19 protein-coding genes and 4 pseudogenes are annotated in these 15530 nt (G+C 69.5%); 14 read left to right on the plus strand and 9 right to left on the minus strand.

Features of this window, described 5'->3' with window-relative positions:
- Positions 1-221: 221 nt before the first annotated feature.
- The 4 genes and pseudogenes from ABZ267_RS21055 (at position 222) to ABZ267_RS21070 (ending at position 3532) form a co-directional block, all read left to right on the plus strand.
- Positions 222-980 (plus strand): annotated as a pseudogene (locus tag ABZ267_RS21055) (SDR family oxidoreductase).
- Positions 981-1014: 34 nt separating this feature from the next.
- Positions 1015-1419, plus strand: coding sequence for a LysR substrate-binding domain-containing protein (locus ABZ267_RS21060; RefSeq protein ID WP_356747842.1), 405 nt, complete (start codon positions 1015-1017; stop codon positions 1417-1419).
- Positions 1420-1613: 194 nt separating this feature from the next.
- A complete protein-coding gene (locus ABZ267_RS21065; RefSeq protein WP_356747333.1) occupies positions 1614-3059 on the plus strand; it encodes an FG-GAP and VCBS repeat-containing protein in 1446 nt (481 codons plus the stop codon).
- A gap of 146 nt (positions 3060-3205) precedes the next feature.
- Complete coding sequence (locus ABZ267_RS21070) at positions 3206-3532, plus strand: nuclear transport factor 2 family protein (protein WP_356747335.1); 327 nt, start codon at positions 3206-3208, stop codon at positions 3530-3532.
- A gap of 159 nt (positions 3533-3691) precedes the next feature.
- Here ABZ267_RS21070 and ABZ267_RS21075 read toward each other — a convergent pair whose 3' ends face one another.
- Positions 3692-4225 carry a GNAT family N-acetyltransferase gene (locus tag ABZ267_RS21075; RefSeq protein ID WP_356747337.1) on the minus strand — a complete coding sequence of 178 codons (534 nt, stop codon included), beginning with the start codon at positions 4223-4225 and terminating at the stop codon, positions 3692-3694.
- Between the two features lie 59 nt (positions 4226-4284).
- Between ABZ267_RS21075 and ABZ267_RS21080 the strand changes: the two genes are divergently transcribed.
- Together ABZ267_RS21080 and ABZ267_RS21085 are read left to right on the plus strand one after the other, a co-directional pair.
- The gene (locus ABZ267_RS21080) at positions 4285-4446 is read left to right on the plus strand and encodes a hypothetical protein (RefSeq protein WP_356747339.1); all 162 of its coding nucleotides are present in this window, start codon (positions 4285-4287) and stop codon (positions 4444-4446) included.
- A gap of 168 nt (positions 4447-4614) precedes the next feature.
- Positions 4615-5091, plus strand: a complete 477-nt coding sequence (locus ABZ267_RS21085) for an NUDIX hydrolase (protein ID WP_356747341.1) — start codon at positions 4615-4617, stop codon at positions 5089-5091.
- Between the two features lie 102 nt (positions 5092-5193).
- On the opposite strand, the gene ABZ267_RS21090 is transcribed toward ABZ267_RS21085, so the two are convergent.
- A complete protein-coding gene (locus ABZ267_RS21090) occupies positions 5194-6240 on the minus strand; it encodes a hypothetical protein (RefSeq protein ID WP_356747343.1) in 1047 nt (348 codons plus the stop codon).
- 661 nt (positions 6241-6901) lie between these two features.
- Between ABZ267_RS21090 and ABZ267_RS21095 the strand changes: the two are divergent.
- Positions 6902-7123, plus strand: a pseudogene (locus ABZ267_RS21095) (calcium-binding protein); the annotation flags it as partial.
- A 272-nt stretch (positions 7124-7395) separates the two neighbouring features.
- On the opposite strand, the gene ABZ267_RS21100 reads toward ABZ267_RS21095, so the two are convergent.
- On the minus strand, positions 7396-7776 hold the full coding sequence (locus ABZ267_RS21100) for an STAS domain-containing protein (protein WP_356747345.1): 381 nt from the start codon (positions 7774-7776) through the stop codon (positions 7396-7398).
- A gap of 115 nt (positions 7777-7891) precedes the next feature.
- On the minus strand, positions 7892-8227 hold the full coding sequence (locus tag ABZ267_RS21105; RefSeq protein ID WP_356747347.1) for an STAS domain-containing protein: 336 nt from the start codon (positions 8225-8227) through the stop codon (positions 7892-7894).
- Positions 8228-8651: 424 nt separating this feature from the next.
- On the opposite strand from ABZ267_RS21105, the gene ABZ267_RS21110 reads away from it, so the two are divergent.
- The 3 genes and pseudogenes from ABZ267_RS21110 (at position 8652) to ABZ267_RS21120 (ending at position 10561) form a co-directional block, all read left to right on the plus strand.
- Complete coding sequence (locus tag ABZ267_RS21110; RefSeq protein WP_356747349.1) at positions 8652-9125, plus strand: ATP-binding protein; 474 nt, start codon at positions 8652-8654, stop codon at positions 9123-9125.
- Between the two features lie 185 nt (positions 9126-9310).
- The gene (locus ABZ267_RS21115; protein WP_356747844.1) at positions 9311-10039 is read left to right on the plus strand and encodes a dienelactone hydrolase family protein; all 729 of its coding nucleotides are present in this window, start codon (positions 9311-9313) and stop codon (positions 10037-10039) included.
- A gap of 246 nt (positions 10040-10285) precedes the next feature.
- A pseudogene (locus tag ABZ267_RS21120) lies at positions 10286-10561 on the plus strand (hypothetical protein).
- A gap of 22 nt (positions 10562-10583) precedes the next feature.
- Here ABZ267_RS21120 and ABZ267_RS21125 read toward each other — a convergent pair.
- Both ABZ267_RS21125 and ABZ267_RS21130 read right to left on the minus strand, forming a co-directional pair.
- On the minus strand, positions 10584-10763 hold the full coding sequence (locus tag ABZ267_RS21125) for a DUF397 domain-containing protein (protein WP_356747351.1): 180 nt from the start codon (positions 10761-10763) through the stop codon (positions 10584-10586).
- Positions 10760-11596 carry a helix-turn-helix transcriptional regulator gene (locus ABZ267_RS21130; RefSeq protein ID WP_356747353.1) on the minus strand — a complete coding sequence of 279 codons (837 nt, stop codon included), beginning with the start codon at positions 11594-11596 and terminating at the stop codon, positions 10760-10762. The genes ABZ267_RS21125 and ABZ267_RS21130 overlap by 4 nt, the downstream gene beginning before the upstream one ends.
- Before the next feature lie 82 nt (positions 11597-11678).
- On the opposite strand from ABZ267_RS21130, the gene ABZ267_RS21135 reads away from it, so the two are divergent.
- Positions 11679-12104, plus strand: coding sequence for a hypothetical protein (locus ABZ267_RS21135; protein ID WP_356747355.1), 426 nt, complete (start codon positions 11679-11681; stop codon positions 12102-12104).
- A 31-nt stretch (positions 12105-12135) separates the two neighbouring features.
- Here ABZ267_RS21135 and ABZ267_RS21140 read toward each other — a convergent pair whose 3' ends face one another.
- Entirely contained in the window at positions 12136-12336 is a 201-nt protein-coding gene (locus tag ABZ267_RS21140; RefSeq protein WP_356363344.1) for a type II toxin-antitoxin system RelE/ParE family toxin, read from the minus strand.
- The gene (locus ABZ267_RS21145; protein ID WP_356363341.1) at positions 12240-12443 is read right to left on the minus strand and encodes a prevent-host-death family protein; all 204 of its coding nucleotides are present in this window, start codon (positions 12441-12443) and stop codon (positions 12240-12242) included. Before ABZ267_RS21145 ends, ABZ267_RS21140 begins: the two co-directional genes overlap by 97 nt.
- A gap of 194 nt (positions 12444-12637) precedes the next feature.
- Between ABZ267_RS21145 and ABZ267_RS21150 the strand changes: the two are divergent.
- From ABZ267_RS21150 to ABZ267_RS21160, 3 genes and pseudogenes are all read left to right on the plus strand, one after another.
- Positions 12638-13412 (plus strand): annotated as a pseudogene (locus ABZ267_RS21150) (hypothetical protein).
- Between the two features lie 270 nt (positions 13413-13682).
- The gene (locus ABZ267_RS21155; protein WP_356363338.1) at positions 13683-14198 is read left to right on the plus strand and encodes a lytic polysaccharide monooxygenase auxiliary activity family 9 protein; all 516 of its coding nucleotides are present in this window, start codon (positions 13683-13685) and stop codon (positions 14196-14198) included.
- A gap of 233 nt (positions 14199-14431) precedes the next feature.
- A complete protein-coding gene (locus ABZ267_RS21160; protein ID WP_356747357.1) occupies positions 14432-15202 on the plus strand; it encodes a calcium-binding protein in 771 nt (256 codons plus the stop codon).
- Positions 15203-15256: 54 nt separating this feature from the next.
- Here the strand turns inward: ABZ267_RS21160 and ABZ267_RS21165 are convergent, their stop codons facing one another.
- The gene (locus ABZ267_RS21165) at positions 15257-15520 is read right to left on the minus strand and encodes a hypothetical protein (protein ID WP_356747359.1); all 264 of its coding nucleotides are present in this window, start codon (positions 15518-15520) and stop codon (positions 15257-15259) included.
- Positions 15521-15530: the final 10 nt, after the last annotated feature.

The raw sequence follows: 15530 nt of genomic DNA on the forward strand, positions 1-15530 counted from the left end.
TCGTGACCCGTACGCGTACGTCAACGACTTTCCCGGCCGCCGCTCCGGCCTCTTCGCGCCACCGCTGACCTGCGACGATCCATCTTCCTGGTGGACCGACGCGATCTTTGTGTTTCCCCTGGCCCCACGAGCGCTCCTAGCGTGGACGACGGAAACTGCAGCGAACGCAGACCAACGCCGCATATCGACTCGACTGCGGGGCCGGAGAGAGGACCGTCACCATGAGCGAGCAGCAGCTGCTGAACGGCAAGACCGCGGTCGTCGCCGGAGGCGCCAAGAACCTCGGCGGGCTCATCAGCCGGACCCTGGCCGAGGCCGGCGCCGACGTGGTCGTCCACTACCACGGCGAGAACACCGCCGCCGACGCCGAGAAGACGGCGGAGGCGGTACGCGGCACGGGTGCCCAGGCCATCGTCGTACGAGAGGACCTCACCCGGGTCGACGGCGTACGCAGCCTCTTCGACCAGGCGCTCGACGCCTTCGGCGGAGTGGACGTGGCCGTGAACACCACCGGCATGGTCCTCCGTAAGCCGATCGCGGAGACGACCGAGGAGGAGTACGACCGCATGTTCGCGATCAACTCCAAGGCGGCGTACTTCTTCCTCCAGGAGGCCGGCGCCCGGCTCAACGACGGCGGCCGGATCGTCAGCCTGGTGACCTCCCTGCTCGCCGCCTTCACCGACGGTTACGCCACCTAGGCGGGCGCCAAGGCCCCGCTGGAGCACTTCACCCGGGCGGCGGCCAAGGAGTTCGCGCCGCGCGGGATCGCGGTGAACAATGTGGCGCCGGGGCTGACGGACACGCCGTTCTTCTATCCGCAGGAGACGCCGGAGCGGGTGGAGTTCCACAAGTCGCAGGCGGTGGGCGGCCGGCTGACGGAGATCGAGGACATCGCGCCGCTGGTGAAGTTCCTGGTCACGGAAGGCGGTTGGATTACCGGCCAGACCATCTTCGCCAACGGCGGCTACACGGTCCGATGACCCCCCGCCGGAACTACGGGAGGACCGCGCCCGGATCGCCGAGCACCGCCTCCGGGTCGCCGTCCCGGGCGGCCACCCGCTCGCCGCGCGGCCCGCGGTGGCCCTGGCCGGTCTGCGCGGCGAGCCGCTCACGGTGTGGGGCGAGTCCGGCTCGTCCGCGTACACGGACCTGCTGATCGGCCTGTGCCGCCAGGCGGGCGTGGAACCGGACACGCAGCGCAAGCCGGTGCAGGGCACGCCGCCCATCACCGCCCTCACCGCGACGGGCCGCATCGCCTTCGTCACCGCGCCTCCGGGCCCGGCGGCGGGTGGTGCGGCGTACGTCGTCGACCTGGAGCCGCCGGTCCACGTACCGGTCCACGCGCTGTGGCCGGCGCACACGACCTGTCCGGACCGGGATGTGTTCCTCGGCCGGGTGGGAGATCTTCCCGGGGCGTGAGCCGGGTGACGGTGACGGCGGATCCCGTACAACCCTCCGGCCCCATGATCGGTCTCACCTGCACCGGACGGTGCGTACGCCGGGCCGGGAGCCTTGGCGGGAGCCGGGCCCCGGGCCCGTACGCAGCCGGGCCGGAACACCGAACCGGACGGCCGTGACGGCGGTCCCGCGTGCCGTAGGAGAAGAAGACACGCATGCAGCAGCACCTGCGCACCACCCTTGCGACCATCGCCTCGGCGGCCCTCGTCGGCGGTTTGCTCCTGGCCGGCTCAGGCAGCGCCGCCGCCGCGCCGTCCGGGATATCCGGCGACTTCAACGGTGACGGCTACCGCGACCTCGCCATCGCCGCGCCGATCGGCAAGGCGGGCAACAAGGCCAAGGCCGGTTACGTGGCTGTCGTCTACGGCACCAAGAACGGCCTGAACAAGTCCAAGCGCACCATCATCAGCCAGGCGAGCGCCGCCATCCCCGGTCTGCCGGAGTCCGGCGACTACTTCGGCGACCGGCTCACCACCGGTGACCTCGACGGCGACGGCTACACCGACCTGGTGGTCGGCGTGCACTCCGAGCGCATCGGCTCGACCGACTCCTACGGCGCCGTCACCGTCGTCTGGGGCAGCGCGAAGGGCCTGATCAAGGGCGTCGACATCTCCGCTCCGCTGCCGAAGTACCGCAGCGAGCTGGGCTGGGGCCTGGCCACCGGCGACTTCGACGGCGACGGGCGCACCGACCTGGCCGCCGTGAACATCGCCGCGCCCGAGCTGAACATCTTCAAGGGTCCGATCTCCCGCACCGGCAAGGCGGCGGGCCTCGTCGGCATCGACACGACGGCGCAGACCGGCATCAACGCCGACCGGATCATCGCCGGAAACGTCAACGGTGACGGCGCCACGGACCTGCTGGTCATGGGCCAGGAGGAGAAGGGGAACGCGTACCGGACCCGTAGCGTCCTCTACAAGGGCGGCAAGACCGGCCTCAAGCCGTCCGGCAAGGTCGCCGGCGGGTACGACGCGGTCATCGCCGACGTCAACAAGGACGGTTACGGCGACATCGTCACCGGCAACTTCATGGAGAAGTCCGCGGACGAGCCCAACGGCGGCCCCGGAGGCGCGGTCACCGTGTCGTATGGCAGCGCCGCCGGTCTCTCGACCCGTACGCCCGCCCGCATCACCCAGGCGACCGCCAACGTTCCGGGCTCCGCGACGAAGGGCGACCGCTTCGGCTGGAGCCTGTCGGCCGGTGACACCAACGGTGACGGTTACGCGGACATCGCGGTCGGCGTCCCGGGCAAGGACGTCTCGGGCAGGATCGACGCGGGCGCGGTCGTCGTGCTGCGCGGCTCGGCCAAGGGTCTGACCGGCACGGGCGCCAAGAGCTTCACGCAGAACACGGCCGGCGTACCGGACAGCGCCGAGGCGCGCGACCAGTTCGGTGCCTCGGTCCGGCTGACGGACAGCAACAAGGACCGCCGGGCCGAGCTGATCGTCGGCGCCTTCGCTGAGAACAACGGCGAGGGCGGGGTCTGGCTCTTCAAGACCGGCAAGAGCGGCATCACGGCCACCGGCTCGACGCACTTCGGCGCGGTGCCGGTGGGCGGGCCGAAGGGTCCGTCGTACTTCGGTGAGGTCTTCGCCGGATAGGGGCCGGGCCTTCGCCTCCCGGGCCTTCGCCTCTCGGCCCGCCGCTGCCCCGACATGCGGCGGCGGGCCGACCGGCAGAGACTCGGTACGGATCTCCGGGGACGGGCCGCCCGTTCCCGGCCACACCCGTACCGAGGAGGAACACCATGACCACATCGATCAGCGACCCGGTGGTCGAGAAGTTCGTCGCCGCCGTCAACGCGGGCGACGAGAGCGCCTTCACCGCCGTCCTCACCGACGACGCCACGATGTCCGACGACGGCAGCGAACGGGATCTGGCCGCCTGGACGGAGAAGGAGATCTTCTCGCCGAAGGCGAACGGCCGTATGAAGGTCGTGGACGCCTCGGACGACGGCCGCACGCTCGTCGTCGACTACACGAACGACACGTGGGGCACGATGCGGACGCGCTGGATCTTCACGGTCACCGGCGACCGCATCAGCCGTTTCGAGACGGGCCAGGCACCGGCCTGAGGGCGCAGCACCTGCCCGGAGGAGTGCTCCCGGAGCAGTCCTCCCCGGAGCGCTCCCCTCGCGCCCGGCCACCGCTGCCGGAGCCTCCGAACCGCGCGCCCGCCGCCGGGCGGACGCAGCGAGTTGCTTGCAGGCGGCAGGAGTTGGGCTGACGTACGGTCAGGGCCGGTCGACCCGGTAGAGATAGTGGGCCCGGTCGTCGACAGGATTGTCCGGCTCCAGCTCACCCTCGGCGACCCGCACCAGCCCGGCCTTCTCCAGGGCTCGCCAGGAGGCCCGGTTGGCCGCCGATACGGGCACGAGAACACAAGGCGCCTCGGGATGCTCGTCCCAGATCGCCTGGACGGCCGACCGGATCACCTGCGGCCCGAGCCCATGGCCGACGAGCTGCGGCTCACCGATGAGGTAGTCGATGGTCATGGCCCCGGCAGGAACGTCGATCAACGTGGCCACCTCCGCCAGATACTCGGAGTAGTCACCGAGACGGCAACGCTGCACCAGCCCGACCGGCCTGCCGTCGACCTGAACGACCAGATCCTCCGAGGGCTCCTCGCCTCTGAAGGCAGGCCCGAAGTCGTGTCGTACGGCCTCGGCCGAGGTCTCATGGTTCCACCACCGGGCCACGTGCGGCTGCTCCAGCCAGGAGATCAGCAACGGGAAGTCGTCCTCGGTGAGCCGACGCCAGGTGATCATCGGGAATCCTCCAGTGGGATGCAGCGGCTGGGGTAGGGGTGCGGAAGGGACCCGACGGAGTGGAGCAAGCGGCGCTCGCCGCCGGAGCCGTGGCCATCATCGACCGGCCCCGCCGCATCGAGGACATCCTGCCGCGCCTCGCGGTGGGCAGGCCCGCCGGTGACGGCTCCGCAGGTCCACCGGCGGTCGTCAGAGGCTCTGCCGGGAGGGGCCGCGCCTGACGGGCATCATCGTCTCCACGGAGTCCTGAGCCGATCGGCGACGGCGGACGGCCGGTATCAGGGCGCCGCGATGGACGTTCCGGGACTCGTGAGAACCGCGTGACGTGGTGACCGCCGGAGCGCGAGGAGGAGGGCTTCTGTTGCAGGCGCTCGGGGAAGGATCCGGGCGTGGCCCACACCGCCGGTGAACCGCTTGCAGACGATGGCCGTGGCAGCTCCTTGATCTCCTTCGCACGGGGCGGCGAGGCGGCGCCGCCGCAGGACGCCCCGCTGTCGGCGGCCCTGGTGGCCTTGTGGAGAGCCGGTCGGGTCCTGATGGTCCTCGATCGGTACCGCCAGTCCTGGGAGCTCCCAGGGGGGAGCATCGAGGAGGGCGAAACCTCCCGCCAGGCAGCCGCGCGCGAGCTACTGGAGGAGACCGGGCACCAGTCCGACGAACGGTTACGGTTCATCGGCTACGCGCGGTTCGTCCTGGCGCCCGACCGGCGAACCGAGTACCTCGCCCTCTACGCGGGATACTGCGCAGAGACCCTGGCTTTCGAGCCCACCGAGGAGATCTCGGCAATCCGCTGGTGGAACCTCCTCGAACACCTCCCGGGGTATGTACAGCCCCTGGATGCCCACCTCGCCGCGCTCACCCGGTGACCCGGCAGCGACGCCACCACCCAGCACGACGAGTGCCCAGGTCAGTGACCCGGCCCTGGTCGCTACCTGGTCCGGTCCACAGGTACGGCTCAGTCGGTCAGCTCAGATCGCCGAGGTGTAGGCGGCGAAGAAGGGCGTCTTCACCGGTGTTCCACCGGGGCCGAAGCACGCCACGCGGAGCCCGACGGAACCGCTGGTCCTGGCCCAGGGTGCGTACAGGCCGCAGTAGTCGGGGCTCTTGCCGTAGGCGGTGACCTGGGAGGTGTCCGACGGGACGGCCACCGACGGCAAGGTGACCGTGAAAGGCGCTCCCGCGCCCGTGAGGGTGTTGGTGGCTCCGCCGGAGTTGTAATTGGTCAGCGGGGGCAGGGACCCGTTGTACCAGAGGTATCCGAACGACCGCGGCGCGAAGGCCGGTCCGTGGACCGCACGCAGGTAGGAATAGCTCAGAGTCCACTCCGTGTCATACGGAGCATTGGACGCGTTGTAGCAGGCGACCACGATGGTCTGCCCCGTTGTGCCTGGTGACCAGTCGGACACCTTGCATCGCGCGCCCTGCTTCGCGTCGACCGCGGTGACTTGGAGGTTGCCCGCGTTGCCGGCCAGGCCGAGACCCGGGAGCCACGCCTTCCAGAGACCGGTCGAGCCCTTACTCACCGCGTTGACCGCTCCCACGGAGTTGTACTGGGTGAGGACGGTGCCGCTGCTGTCCGAGTTCAGGTAGCCGTACGACCCGGACGGCGTGGAGGGCAGACCGCTGCTGCTCGTGTACAGAACCGTGAAGGTGGAGTTGGTGGGCGCGCCGCTGGGGAGGTAGCAGTTCACATAGACGTCCTGGCCGGACCCTGCGGTTGTCCAGTCGCCGACCTGACACCAGCGGGCAGCGCTGCTCACGGCGGTGGCGTGGGCGATCCCGCCCGCCCCGCCGATCAGGGGGAAGTGCACGACGTAGGAGCCGAGGCCGATCTGGTCGACCTTGACGGGATTGGCGGACGGCGAGGGCCAACTGCCCCATTGCCGCGACGGGTCGGGTACGTAGCCCGAGGGCGGAGTCGCGTTGTCCAGATAGGCGAATCCCCAGCGGTCGGGTACGGCCGCGTGAGCCGTGGTGGCGGAAGGAACGGCTGCGGCCAGCAGGGCGGCCAGCATGGCGCAAACGAGCAGAACGGCCCGGGCGGGTCTGCCTGACAGAAGTAACGTGCGGATGTGCATGGGCGTGCCTCCTGTGCGATGAGGTTGGTACTGCCTGCGCGATCCGGTGCTGTGCGTTCAAACATCCGGGCATGTACCGCAGTGCGAAGGGCGTACTCGCACCAGTCCTCCCGCGGCTCTGGGAGAAGGCGGCAGAGCACGCGCCCCGCGGCCGTGCCGCAGGTTCGGAATCCGATGCTCACTGTCCCAGAAGCGCGTACGTGCGCAACGCTCTCGGTCAGCCGTTTCGTTGCCCGTCGCACCTGCCACTGCGGCACCGTGGCTGACTCTGTCACCTCAATCGGTATGGTTGATCGGCCCTTTCGGCCACTGTCCCGCCACCAACCGTCCTGCTCTGCCTCTTACACCCCACTCTCTTCTCCTCGCACCGCCGTCGAGCCTGGCTGAGATTCACGCCTGATGCGCGTCTTCGCACCGTCGAGCGGTAGGTGAAGGACCAGAGTGCCGGTGAGGCGCCCCGGACCGGCGAAGGGCCACCGGCGCTCGACCGGTGATGAGCCAACGAGCTCCTGGATCGTTCGGATCCCGCGGGGCCCTGCCCCGGGGGCCTCCTGTTGGGGACTCAAGCGCATGCGTACCACCGTGGCCGCCGTTTCCGGCGAACCGGGACGCTGATACGTACGAGGGTTGCACCCAGCAGCCTGTGAAGCTCCAGTTCAAGAAGAAGGGCGCCAAGAGCCGCACGACCGTCAAGACCAGCTCGACCGGCACTCTGAAGACCACCGTCAAGGCCTCGGCCGACGGCACCTGGCGTTACGGCTTCGCCGGCACGCCGAGCACTCCTGCCGTCTCGGCCACGGGCGACTACGTCGACGTGGAGTATGGATACCAGCCCAGCGCGGCCAGGGCAGGACTCCGTGCCGCCGGGGCCTCGCGCTGCGCCAGGGGGGCAGGGTGGTGGAGCGGGGCAGGCGGTGAGGCGCTCTATGGGGCGGGGGACGAGCCGGGCCAGGCGCGGGCGGCGGGCTCCGCTCGGTCACTCCGTGACGTGCCCGGTGGGGAACGGGGCCGCGGCAGCGGCGCCGCCGTGGCCGACACTCCGGGGCTCGGCTCCGGCGGGCTTCGTCCCGCCGCAAGCGCCGTTGCCGGGGCTCACACCGCCGCCGTCCCGTCAGGGAGGGGCCCGCCGCCGAGAGCTTGGTCCAGGGTGTCGGCGATGTCGAAATGCTCCAGTACCCGGGTGACGCTCAGAAGGGTGATGACAGGTGGCTGGAGGGGGCCGACGAGGACCAGACGGCGGCCGGCGGCGTGGTGCACCTGTCGGGCACGGAGCAGGGTGTCGAGGAAGGAGCTGTCGCCGAAGGTGACGCCGGACAGGTCCAGGACGGTGACGAGCAGGGCCTGCTCTTCGGCCTCGTTCCAGGCGGCGGGGAGCAGGTCCTGCTCGTCGGCGTCGAAGTCACCACAAGCGGTGACCACCAGCGCGCTCCGCTCGTGGCGCACGTGGACGCGGGCCTGGGATCTCCAGGGCATGGGGGCACCCCCTTACTTCGGACTGGTCCAGACCAATACCCTGGAATGTTGACTCCATGTCCACAGCGCCCGGAGGCGGCATCCCGGCCCGTCTGCCCATCGGTACCTGGCTGTCTCAGGCCGCTGTACGCACGGCCCCCTGGGCCGCCGAGGTGGGCAGGTGCCGGTCCCACCCCTGGTCCGGGAAGGTGGCTGTGGCTACTTCCAGCAGGCGCGTGACCGGCGGTGTCAGATTGGTCAGGGCGACCTGCGCGGGGGTGGTCGGTGTGTTGAGGAGGTGGAGTCCGGCGATGTCCACGAACGTGACGGCGTGCAGGTCCCAGATGACCTCGGCCACGGTGTCGGGGAGGCCGGTGAGACAGGCCCGGAGCTGATCCAGGTTCTCGAAGTCGATGTCGCCGCGCGGGGTGAGTGTGGCGCCGCGGCCGTACAGTTCGGTCGTGATGTGCATGGGTGCGCCCCCCTCCTGGGGGTTGCTGAGCCCGATGGCGAGGAAACCCCCGTGTGCGGGGCTCCAGGCGGCCAGGGCGGGGTCGGATGCCCGGGTAGGGGGCAACGTCCGGCTCCCAAAGAGTCGGCGCAGGATCGCACCGGCTCGGTCTCTTGTCTTCTCACCGTCCCATACACCAGCCACCACAAGCCAGACCGGCCCCCACGGCCGGGGGAAACGTCATCTGATCGTCGGGCAGGAGCTGCGCCGCCCAGGGCGGTTTTCGTCCGTGTGATCCCTCTCGGGCGGTCTCCACCCTTTCCACGGCGGTCAGAGCCGGGGGGCCGCCCGGAGTCCTTCAACGGCCCTGCCGCCAGAGCGCCGCATGCCCCGGTGCGGGGATAAATGGGGCGTGCCGTCCGGAGGGCAGGGCAGGTGATGTGCGATGACAGATGACCGTGCGCGAACCGATGCCGGTGCGGGGAGTGAGCCGCATCAAACCCAGGCGGTCCCTCTGCCGGGGCCAGGCGTCGGCCTGCCCACGACGGCGGCTGCCGCGCGCACCCGCGTACATGAACAGATGACTCTCAGCGCTCAGGGTCCGCAGGACGAGGAAGCCGGTGCACGGGTCCTGGCGGACGTGCTGTTGGTGACCTCGGAACTCGTCACCAACGCGATCCGGCACGGCGACGGGCTCACGGCCTTCGACCTGTGGATCACCGGCAATGAGATGATCTTGAATGTGGCTGACGCCAGCACCCGCCCACCGGTGACCACTGATCCCGGCAGTCGGGGAAAGGGTCAGGTCGGGGGGTTCGGCTGGCCGCTGGTATGCCGCCTTGCGCAGCACGTCGCGGTCACCGCTCTCCCGGACGGGAAGCAGATCACCGTCCTCATCAGCCTCACACCATCGGCTTGACAGGCGCGTCGGTGGCATCGGGTCGACGTCGGCCGGATGGGTGTGGTCGCCCTGATCGCGCCACCCAGAAACGATCTGCCGGATCACGCGGCCTTGACGGCACCGGATCAGTCCTCGCTCTGCCCGCCGCAGAACACCGGCCGCGCGGGGCTGGGCGATCACTACAGTCCAGCCTCATGACGACGATCACGACGATTTCGACGCGTACGGTGGCGTATCCGGCCGACGGTTTGACGATGATCGGGCACCTCGCGCTCCCGGCCGGTGTCGACCGCCGCCCTGCGGTGCTGATCGGACCGGAGGGCATGGGGCTCAGCGACGTCGAGCGCCGCCGGGCCGATGCTCTCGCCGAACTGGGTTACGCGGCGCTGGCCTTCGACCTTCACGGCGGGCGCTATCTGGCCGACCCCGAGGAGATGCTGGCCCGTTGCCTGCCGCTGCTCGCCGACCCCGACCGGATGCGGGGTATCGGCCATGCGGCGCTCGACGTGCTGCGCGCCGAACCGCGGACCGACCCCGACCGGATCGCCGCCGTCGGCTACGGCACCGGGGGTGCCGTCGGGCTGGAACTCGGGCGGGCCGGTGTCAGCCTGCGCGCGATCGGGACGGTCAACGCGACGACCACGGGCCGATCGGGCGAGGCGGCGCGCATCCGCTGCCCGGTGTGGGCTGGGGTCGGGTCAAAGGACCTGATCATGCCGCCCGCGCAACGGGACGCGTTCACCGCCGAGATGCAGGCCGCCGACGTCGACTGGCGCCTCACGGTCTACGGCGGCGCCTTGCACGCCTTCCACCATCCGCCGGTCGACCACCCCACGGTCCCCGGTGTCGGCTACCACCCACGGCACGCGCGGCGAGCCTGGCGCGACGTCGTCGACCTGCTCGCCGAGTGCCTGCCGTTGACGGAGGACTGACGGCGCGCGCCCGGCCGTCCTCGTCGGTGATGAGCGCGCCGACGACGTACTTCTCGATGCCGTCCTGCCGGGCGTCGGTGAGGAGGGTCTCGGTCAGGGAACCGGGGAGGAAGGATGTCACGGGGCAGCTCCTTCTGACGGTGGTGGCGATCGTAGAACGGGTGTTGAAAGTCCTTCGTACCGGTGGTGGTGAACCGTTGCCGGGAATTCCGGCCGCAGCGCCGGGCTTCCTGACAGGACCGGGGCGTGACCACGTTGTTCCTGGTGGCCGGCCTGCCAGGGGCCGGAAAGACCACGAGAGCCCGGTAGCTCGCCGAGACCCAGCGCGCCCGGATCGCCCACCGCTGGGCGGCCGCTGCCGGGGAGACGTTCCCGATGACGGAGGCCGACATCCTGGACGGACGGTTCCCGTTCGAGGAACCGGACGCGCCGGAACTGGAAGGCGGCGCGATGGACGGCCCGCCGCCCGGGTGGACGGGCCGGCGAAAGTGGGCCGCCGCCCGATGGCCGTCGTTCTCATGACCGCGCGCCGAGCCTGAGGCGCTCAGGAGGCGGCGAACTCCACGAAGGACGTCCAGGTGGCGGAGGAGACGGCGAGCGCGGGGACTGCGAGGTCCTTGGAGTCGCGGACGTGGACGGTGTGGGGGCAGGTGGCGACCTCGATGCAGTCGCCGCCCTGGCTGCCGCTGTAGCTGGACTTGAACCAGTGGAGGTCGGTGCTCATAGTTCCTCTGCCATCTTCTCGATCGTTTCCAAGGTCTTCTCCGGAGTGTATGCCTGGGCCCGGGTGACGCCATACTGGCCGAACAGGTTGCCCAGCTCCGGATGTTCGGTGATGAAGAAGTTGCCACCCTGTCCCTCGATATAGGCGAGCTGCTGGCGCTTTTCGGTCTCCAGCAGGACAAACGGGCCGTCCAGCGCTGCATGATCCTCGCGGTACGGGTCCATCAGCTGGATCCGTACGTGCCGGAGCCGCGCCACGTCGGCGAGATGGTGGAGCTGAGCCTTCATGACGCGGCGGCCGCCGATCGGCCGCGTCAGTACAACCATCTCCAGGACGAAGCTGATGTCGGGCAGCGGTCTGCGGGTCAACAGCTTCTGCCGTTCGAGTCGTGCGGCTACCTTCGCTTCGATCTCGTCGTCGTCAAAGTTCGGGTAATGGCTCGTGAGGACCGCCCGTGCGTACGCCTCTGTCTGGAGCAGTCCGGGCATGACATGGTTCTCGTACGCGTGCCTAGCCCACGCCTTCTCCTCCTCGTCCGCGAACGGCGTGAACCAGTCCGGCAGCGGGCTGCGCTGCTCCGTCTGCTCTGCCTGCTTCGGTGATTTCGGTGCCGCGACGATCAGTGCACCCTGTGCACCCAGCACCTCGTCGGCCCGCTGCACGAAGACGCCCTTCGGCGGTCGCGCACCCCGTTCCACCATCGCCACTTGGGACTTGGAGTAGCCGATCCGCTTGCCCAGCTGTTCCTGCGACAGCCCGGCCCGCTCGCGGAAGTGCCTGAGCAGCAGGCCGAACATCTCGGCGGAGGTCTCGGCCTGATCACTGGAGTGCACGCGCTCACCTCGTAGGTACACCACTGTCCACAACCTGCTTGTGACCCTGGTCACGGTACGTGTCCGCCGCAAAACTGAGCGCATGGAACTTGGAAATTCTCTGGATCCGGTGCCGTCCTGGATCCCCGCCTCCGGCCACGCCCTCCGTCACGTGGGCATCCACTTCGACGCCGTACGGGCCATCGGTATGTTGGGCGAGGAAATCGCGTACGAGGTCATGCAGTTCACCGACTTCCATGCCGGGCCCATCGTCCGTTCGGGCGTCGGTGAGCGCAGCATGTACTTCTTGCTCGCTCCCGGTACGGCGGCCGGGCATCGGTGGCCGCCCGGGGTGGAGGCGATGAGCCGGAGCGCGCGAGGCGACGCCTTCGTGGGAGTGCCTGCGCTGGACGGGGCGACCTGGCCGCTGGACTGGCGGTCGCGGCCTACGGCGGAGGAGCCGTTCGTGGATGTGGCGTTGCTGCACGAGATGGCGTGGCTGCGGGCGGGGTGCGCGGCGAAGGAGTGACCGGCGTGTGCCGGCGTGTTCAGAGGTTGCGCTAGATCTCGCGCCTATGGCCGACCGCCAGCACCCAGACGATGAGCTGGCCGTCCTCGACGGTGTGGACGACCCGAAAGCTGCCCACGCGGAGGCGCCCATGGGTCAGTTGACCGACCGGAGGAGTGCCGCCATCTCCTCCATGGGCACTGACCCCTCGGTGCCGTCGGCCTCGGTTTGGTCGGCGAGGCGGTTGAGCCATTCGTCCTCGTACCGTTCAGCGGCTTCGCGCAGGCGGCAGGTGCGGTCGATGACGTCTGCGAGGTGCTTGCGGACCTCGGCCATGGACGCGGTCACAGGCTCACTCATGGACTGGATGCCTCGGACGTGATGCGGATGCGCCTAGAGGCGAATCTGAGTCATCAGGTTGCGGTACCGTAATCATGACATCACGTTCTGTGTGCGCATGCGGGTGACGTGTGCGCATATGGAGCGGCCCCCGGCGGTGTTCGAGCACCGGCCCGGGGACCTTCACCACTAGTGGATATCGAGGTCCACCCGCGATGCTGTCGCATGTTATCCCGCCCCCTCGGGGCTACACGAAGGTCTCCAACGGCCTTGTACGTCAATCGCGTCTGGGCAGTGACGCGAAGATTCTCGTCATCTACGTGCAAGGGCTGCCCGAAGTCGATCGCGACAAGGCCCTGAGTGAGCACGGCCGTGCCCTTCGCATCACCGGGCGGCGGTACCAGAAGGCCAAGGCCGAGTTGGTGGCGAGCGGGTACGTCCATGAGAAGCGGGCCTGATGTGCTCGAAGAGCCCTCCTCCGGCGGGCCTGAAGTGGTTCTCGCCGAGCGCGTGTTGCTCTCCCTCCGCCACGAGCAGCGCCAACTGCATTTCGGCGTGCGCGAGGCCCGTACCCTCGCCGGGCTCGCGGCCGAGTGGTTGCGGCGCGGCGTCACCGCTGCGGATCTGCGGCGGGCCCTGTGCAGTGGGCTGCCGACGGAGGGGGTGCGGACGGCCGTGGGGTTCCTGGCGCACCGGCTCCGGGAGAAGCTGCCCGCCGCCCCCGAGAGCGTGCCTGCGCCGGAGCCGACCCCGCCGCCACTTGTGCTCATCGCCTGCGCCGGACCTGGTGAGGAGCACATGTTCCGGCCTCACGTTCCGTGGGCCACGACCTGTGGGCCCTGTTACCAGGAGGAGCAACGCGCCTTCTGGGCCGATGCGCAGGACCGGGCCGACGCGGCTCCCGAGCCTCCGCCGTGGCGGGAGCGGTTTGCGGCCGTTGCGGCGGACGGAGCCGTACCGGATACGGAAACGGAGGTCGGTGCTCCGTAGCGGCTGTCCGGTGGGCCGTGTGAACTGATCAGGGCTGTGGCCCGGTGTTCGCCGCATGAAGGTGGCGCAATGTCACGCGATGCGGTCGAAGCGGAGGCGGGACGCCGGTCCCGTCAGCCGGGTCGAGGCCGCCCTCTGGCTTGGTCTAGACCAAGAGGAGTACGCTTCCTCGGAGATGTGTGGCGGTCCGGAACGTCATACATAGCCATGCCTGTCATGCGCGCGTCAGATTGCGTGCAGTCAAGCAACCGTGTCAACAGAGGAGTTGTCATGAAGAGCAAGAGAATGCTGGCCGTCGCCATCGGCGCGGGCATCGCCCCGCTCCTGGCCGTGAGCCTGCCCGCCGGCGGTGCGAGCGCGCACGGGTACATATCGTCGCCTCCCAGTCGTCAGGCGCAGTGCGCCGCCGGCACGGTCTCCTGCGGTGCCATCAAGTACGAGCCGCAGAGCGTCGAGGGCCCCAAGGGCTTAACGAGCTGCAGCGGAGGGAACGCCGCCTTCGCCGAGCTCAACAACGACAACAAAGGCTGGAAGGTCACCCCGGTCAGCCGCACGACCAGCTTCAACTGGCGGCTGACGGCACGGCACGCCACCAGCACCTGGCAGTACTACGCGGGTGGCCGGAAGATCGCCGAGTTCAACGACGGTGGCGCCCGTCCGGGAGAGACCGTCACCCACCAGGTGAACTTCGGCACGCTGACCGGCAAGCAGAAGGTGCTGGCCGTCTGGAACATCGCCGACACCACGAATGCCTTCTACGCCTGCGTGGACGTGAACGTGAGCTGACACACCACCACGGCGGCGCCGGCCGGCTCCGCCGGTAGGTACGAAAGCAGAACCCGAGAGAACCGATCCGGCTGAGTCCGTGACGGACGCCCGGGGCGGATGGTGCACCGTCCGCTCCGGGCTCTGCGTCGGCACCTCGCCTGCACCCAGGTGACCACGGAGGACTCACGCTCGTACGCAGGCCAGCACGATGTCAGCCGAATCCACCGGCCGCTCCATCGAGATGAGGTCCCATGCACCACCGAGTCACCGCCCGTGCAGCCGTCATGGCTCTGCTCGCCACCGGCCTTGCCGCATCCCCGGCCGTCGCGGCTCCTGCCGCCGATGGAGCCAAGGCCCGCGTCGGCGCCGACTGGGTGAAACAGTCCATCACCTTCACCGCCGCCCCGGGGCAGGCCAACGACCTCCATGTGGTCCCGATGGACCGGGGCGACGGAGTGCGGCGCATCGGCTTCCGCGACGCCGTCCCGCTCCAGCCGGGCGACCACTGCACGTACCTGGAACCGGGGGCCGAGACGTACGTCGTCTGCGAACTGCCCACCGACAGCGCCCTGCCGGACCGGATCGACGTCCTTCTCGGCGACGGCGACGACGAGATCGCCACCAGCGACCTGGCCGTGGCCACCGTCAGCGGTGGCCCCGGCGATGACACCCTGCACGCTCACACCGCCCACACGGTCCGGGGCGACGAGGGCGACGACATGGTCATGGGGCGCGTCGTCCTGGACGGCGGCGACGGCATGGACCACCTGATGGGCGACGACGGCGACCAGCGGATGTACGGCGGCCGGGGCGCGGACATGATCGAGGGCTACGGCGGCCGGGACCTCGTGTACGCGGGCCCGGGCGACGACCACGTCATGGGTGGCGACGGCAACGACGTCCTCCTCGGCGGCTCGGGCAACGACATGCTGCACGGCGAGGGCGGCAACGACCTGCTCGTCGGCGGCCCCGGAAAGGACCAGGCCGAAGGTGGCTCCGGCCGGAACATCGTTCTTCCGTAGGCCTACCGGTCGCCCGGTCCGCACCTCGGGACCGTACAGCGTGGCGTCCAGGAATCAGGCCGCTCGCGATTCGTCGGCGGGCACCCACACTCCATGTCGACAGGGCTTGAAGTCCACGACGACCGCCGGGTGCCCGTCGATACTCGCGTCTTCGACGCGTGACACGACGCTTTCCGGCGGCTCGTCGCAGACCGGACACGACACGAGCGCCGGATAGTCGGGTTGCTGAAGAACTCCCAGGAGCACCTCCTCTTCCCTGCCCAGCAAAGCCGCTGTGAGATCGGCCAGCCACGCACCTGTCATACGAACGCGGTCCATGACGTCCTCC

Origin of the sequence: Streptomyces sp. NPDC006174 (genome assembly GCF_040614075.1) — a bacterium.
Taxonomy (GTDB): domain Bacteria; phylum Actinomycetota; class Actinomycetes; order Streptomycetales; family Streptomycetaceae; genus Streptomyces.

Bases quoted from the DNA above. Each gene is read 5' to 3' on its own strand.
- ABZ267_RS21065 (WP_356747333.1), top strand. From the start codon at position 1,614: ATGCAGCAGCACCTGCGCACCACCCTTGCGACCATCGCCTCGGCGGCC.
- ABZ267_RS21155 (WP_356363338.1), top strand. From the start codon at position 13,683: ATGAAGAGCAAGAGAATGCTGGCCGTCGCCATCGGCGCGGGCATCGCC.
- ABZ267_RS21075 (WP_356747337.1), bottom strand. From the start codon at position 4,225: ATGATCACCTGGCGTCGGCTCACCGAGGACGACTTCCCGTTGCTGATC.
- ABZ267_RS21070 (WP_356747335.1), top strand. From the start codon at position 3,206: ATGACCACATCGATCAGCGACCCGGTGGTCGAGAAGTTCGTCGCCGCC.
- ABZ267_RS21125 (WP_356747351.1), bottom strand. From the start codon at position 10,763: ATGAGCACCGACCTCCACTGGTTCAAGTCCAGCTACAGCGGCAGCCAG.
- ABZ267_RS21165 (WP_356747359.1), bottom strand. From the start codon at position 15,520: ATGGACCGCGTTCGTATGACAGGTGCGTGGCTGGCCGATCTCACAGCG.
- ABZ267_RS21110 (WP_356747349.1), top strand. From the start codon at position 8,652: ATGACAGATGACCGTGCGCGAACCGATGCCGGTGCGGGGAGTGAGCCG.
- ABZ267_RS21090 (WP_356747343.1), bottom strand. From the start codon at position 6,240: ATGCTGGCCGCCCTGCTGGCCGCAGCCGTTCCTTCCGCCACCACGGCT.
- ABZ267_RS21100 (WP_356747345.1), bottom strand. From the start codon at position 7,776: ATGCCCTGGAGATCCCAGGCCCGCGTCCACGTGCGCCACGAGCGGAGC.
- ABZ267_RS21140 (WP_356363344.1), bottom strand. From the start codon at position 12,336: ATGGCTCAACCGCCTCGCCGACCAAACCGAGGCCGACGGCACCGAGGG.
- ABZ267_RS21160 (WP_356747357.1), top strand. From the start codon at position 14,432: ATGCACCACCGAGTCACCGCCCGTGCAGCCGTCATGGCTCTGCTCGCC.
- ABZ267_RS21105 (WP_356747347.1), bottom strand. From the start codon at position 8,227: ATGCACATCACGACCGAACTGTACGGCCGCGGCGCCACACTCACCCCG.
- ABZ267_RS21145 (WP_356363341.1), bottom strand. From the start codon at position 12,443: ATGAGTGAGCCTGTGACCGCGTCCATGGCCGAGGTCCGCAAGCACCTC.
- ABZ267_RS21135 (WP_356747355.1), top strand. From the start codon at position 11,679: ATGGAACTTGGAAATTCTCTGGATCCGGTGCCGTCCTGGATCCCCGCC.